Annotated in this window: 2 protein-coding genes; one reads left to right on the forward strand and one right to left on the reverse strand. The window is 74.7% G+C overall.

The window, feature by feature from the left end; translation table 11 throughout:
• Positions 1-34: 34 nt before the first annotated feature.
• Positions 35-619: a TetR/AcrR family transcriptional regulator gene (locus tag TOK_RS08610; RefSeq protein ID WP_098957271.1), complete on the forward strand. Its 585-nt coding sequence runs from the start codon at positions 35-37 to the stop codon at positions 617-619.
• Between the two features lie 114 nt (positions 620-733).
• Here TOK_RS08610 and TOK_RS08615 read toward each other — a convergent pair whose 3' ends face one another.
• Positions 734-2,608, reverse strand: coding sequence for a heavy metal translocating P-type ATPase (locus tag TOK_RS08615; protein WP_098957372.1), 1,875 nt, complete (start codon positions 2,606-2,608; stop codon positions 734-736).
• Positions 2,609-2,659 lie beyond the last annotated feature (51 nt).

Raw genomic sequence — 2,659 nt, forward strand, 5'->3', positions numbered from 1 at the left:
GCGTTAGCGGTCGCTAACCGACTACGCTGCGCCGATGGCCGTTCCGACGGGTGCCGCTACCGGTCGGCGCGAGCAGATTCTCACCGTCGCGGCCCGGCTGTTCGCCAAGCACGGGTTCCACGGGGTGAGCATCGCCGACCTCGGCGCGGCCGTCGGCGTCAGCGGTCCGGCGCTCTACCGGCACTTTCCCGGCAAGGAGGCGTTGCTCGCGGAGATGCTCGTCGGGATCAGCGAGCACCTGTTGGCCGGGGGCCGGGAGCGGGCCGAGGCCGGCGGCACCGCACGGGAGACGTTGGCCGCGCTCGTCGACTTCCAGCTCGACTTCGCGCTCACCTCGCCCGAGCTCATCGTCGTGCAGGACCGTGATCTCGCGAACCTGCCGCCCGAGCCGCGGCGCAAGGTCCGCCTGTTGCAGCGCACCTACGTCGAGATCTGGGTGGAGGTGCTGCGGGAGATCACCCCGGGGTTGTCGCCGGAGGCCGCGCGGATCGCTGCGCACGGCGCGTTCGGACTGCTCAACTCCACCCCGCACAGCGCGGCCTACGGCAGCGCCCGGGAGGTCGCGGCGCGGCTGCGCGGCATGGCGTGGACGGCGTTGACGACGCTCGACCCGTCCTGACGGCGTCGCGCGGGTGAGCACGCGGCGCCGCGGGCGTCGGGGCGCAGGAGCCGGCTCGGCCCAGGGCTGAGCCGCCCGCAGCCTCACGGCTGCCGTTCGGGCCTGCGACGACCGTCAGGGGGCGGCCGTGAGGTCGCGCGCGACCTCACGGCTGTCGACGGGCCGGGGGACGAGGCCGGGGTCGCGGTGGGTCCGGTCGAGCAGCAGGCGCAGGCCGTTGAGACAGACGACGACCGTCGACAGCTCGTGGCCCGCGACACCGAGGACCAGCGGCAGGGTGCCGATCAGGTCCCATGCGACCAGCCCCGCGATGACGGCACCGGCGAACGCCAGGTTGACCCGGGCGACACGGGTGGCTCTGCGCGACAACGTGACCAGTGCCGGGAGGCCACCCATCGGGTCGCGGAGCAGCACGCCGTCGCCGGCCTGGACGCTCAGCGCGCTGGCACCGTGCCCGACGGCCAGCCCGACGTCGGCGACGGCGAGCAGGGGCGCGTCGTTGACGCCGTCGCCCGCGGCGAGGACGGTGCGGCCGTCGCGCTGCCGGTCCTCGACCACGTCGGCCTTCCCGTCGGGCAGCAGTCCCGAGTGCACCTCGGTGATGCCGAGCCGGGTGGCGACGGCACGAGCGGGACGTTCGGCGTCGCCGGTGAGCAGCACGGGCGTCCGGCCGGTCAGCGCGGCGAGTGACGCGACCGCCTCGTGTGCGCCGGGGCGGAGGTCGTCGGCGAGCCCCAGCGTCCCGCGGACCTCGCCGTCGACCCGTACGACGACGACGGTCGCCTCGGTCTCCGTGGAGCCGGGCGACGGGCGGCCGACCGTCACCACCTGGCCGTCGACGATCGCCCGGACCCCGATCCCCGGCTCGGCCGCGAACCCGGTCGCCGACGGGACCCGCAGTCGCCTGCGCGACGCCTCCTCCCGGATCGCGCGTCCGAGCGCGTGCTCGCTCCCGGCTTCCGCCGCGGCGGCGAGCGCGACGAGCCCGTCCGGGTCGACCGCCCGCACCTCGACCACGCGGGGCCGGCCCGAGGTCAGGGTGCCCGTCTTGTCGAGGACAACGGTGTCGACGGCCGCGAGGGCCTCGACGACTCCTGCGTCGCGCAGCAGCGCGCCCCGGCGGGCGGCGACGGCGATCGTGGCGAGCAGCGGCGGCATCGTCGCGAGCACGACGGCGCAGGGCGAGGCGACGATCATGAACGTCATGGCGCGCAGCAGGGTCGGCTCGAACGCGGCACCGAACAGCAGCGGGACGCCGAGCAGCGCGAGCGTCACGACCACGACGCCGACCGAGTAGGGCTGCTCGATCCGCTCGATCAGCAGCTGGCGGCGTGACGCCGACTCCGTGGCCCGTTCGACGCGGTCGCGGATGCCCGCGACGACCCAGTCCCCGGGGTCGCGGGCGACCCGCACGCGCAGCACGCCGGTGCCGTTGACCGTGCCGGCGTGCACCGTCGAACCGATCTCGGCGGGGCGGGGCAGCGGCTCCCCGGTCAGTGAGGCGGTGTCGATCTCGCTCGCCCCGTCGACGACGTCACCGTCAGCGGGGACGTGTTCGCCGGGGCGGACGAGGACGAGGTCGCCGATCCGCAGGTCACGGGCCGCGACGGTCGTCTCGGCGTCTCCGTCGAGCAGTACCGCCGTCTCCGGTGCGAGGTCGAGGAGGGCCTCGATGCCGCGGCGGGTGCGGGTGGTCATGACTGCTTCGAGCGCCCCCGACGTCGCGAAGATGACGACGAGCAGGCCTCCGTCCAGCGGCTGTCCGATCGCCGCTGCGGCGAGGGCGGCGACGACCATGAGCAGGTCGACGTCGAGCGTGCCGTGGCGCAGCGCGCGCACGCCCGACCAGCCCGGTTCCCACCCGCCGGCGACGTAGCAGACGACCCAGGCCGCGACGGTCAGCGCGGTGGGCGCGCCGAGCAGCTGCGCGGGGACGGCCACCGCGAATGCGGCGAGGGACAGCAGGGCGTAGCGGACCTCGGGAAGCACCCGCACACCCTATCTGCGTATACACGCAGATGCGTAATCAGAAGATGACAG

The sequence above is a fragment of the Pseudonocardia sp. N23 genome (assembly GCF_002583555.1).
Classification (GTDB): Bacteria; Actinomycetota; Actinomycetes; order Mycobacteriales; family Pseudonocardiaceae; genus Pseudonocardia.

Coding starts and splice junctions, on each gene's coding strand:
- TOK_RS08610 (WP_098957271.1), top strand. CDS start 35: ATGGCCGTTCCGACGGGTGCCGCTACCGGTCGGCGCGAGCAGATTCTC.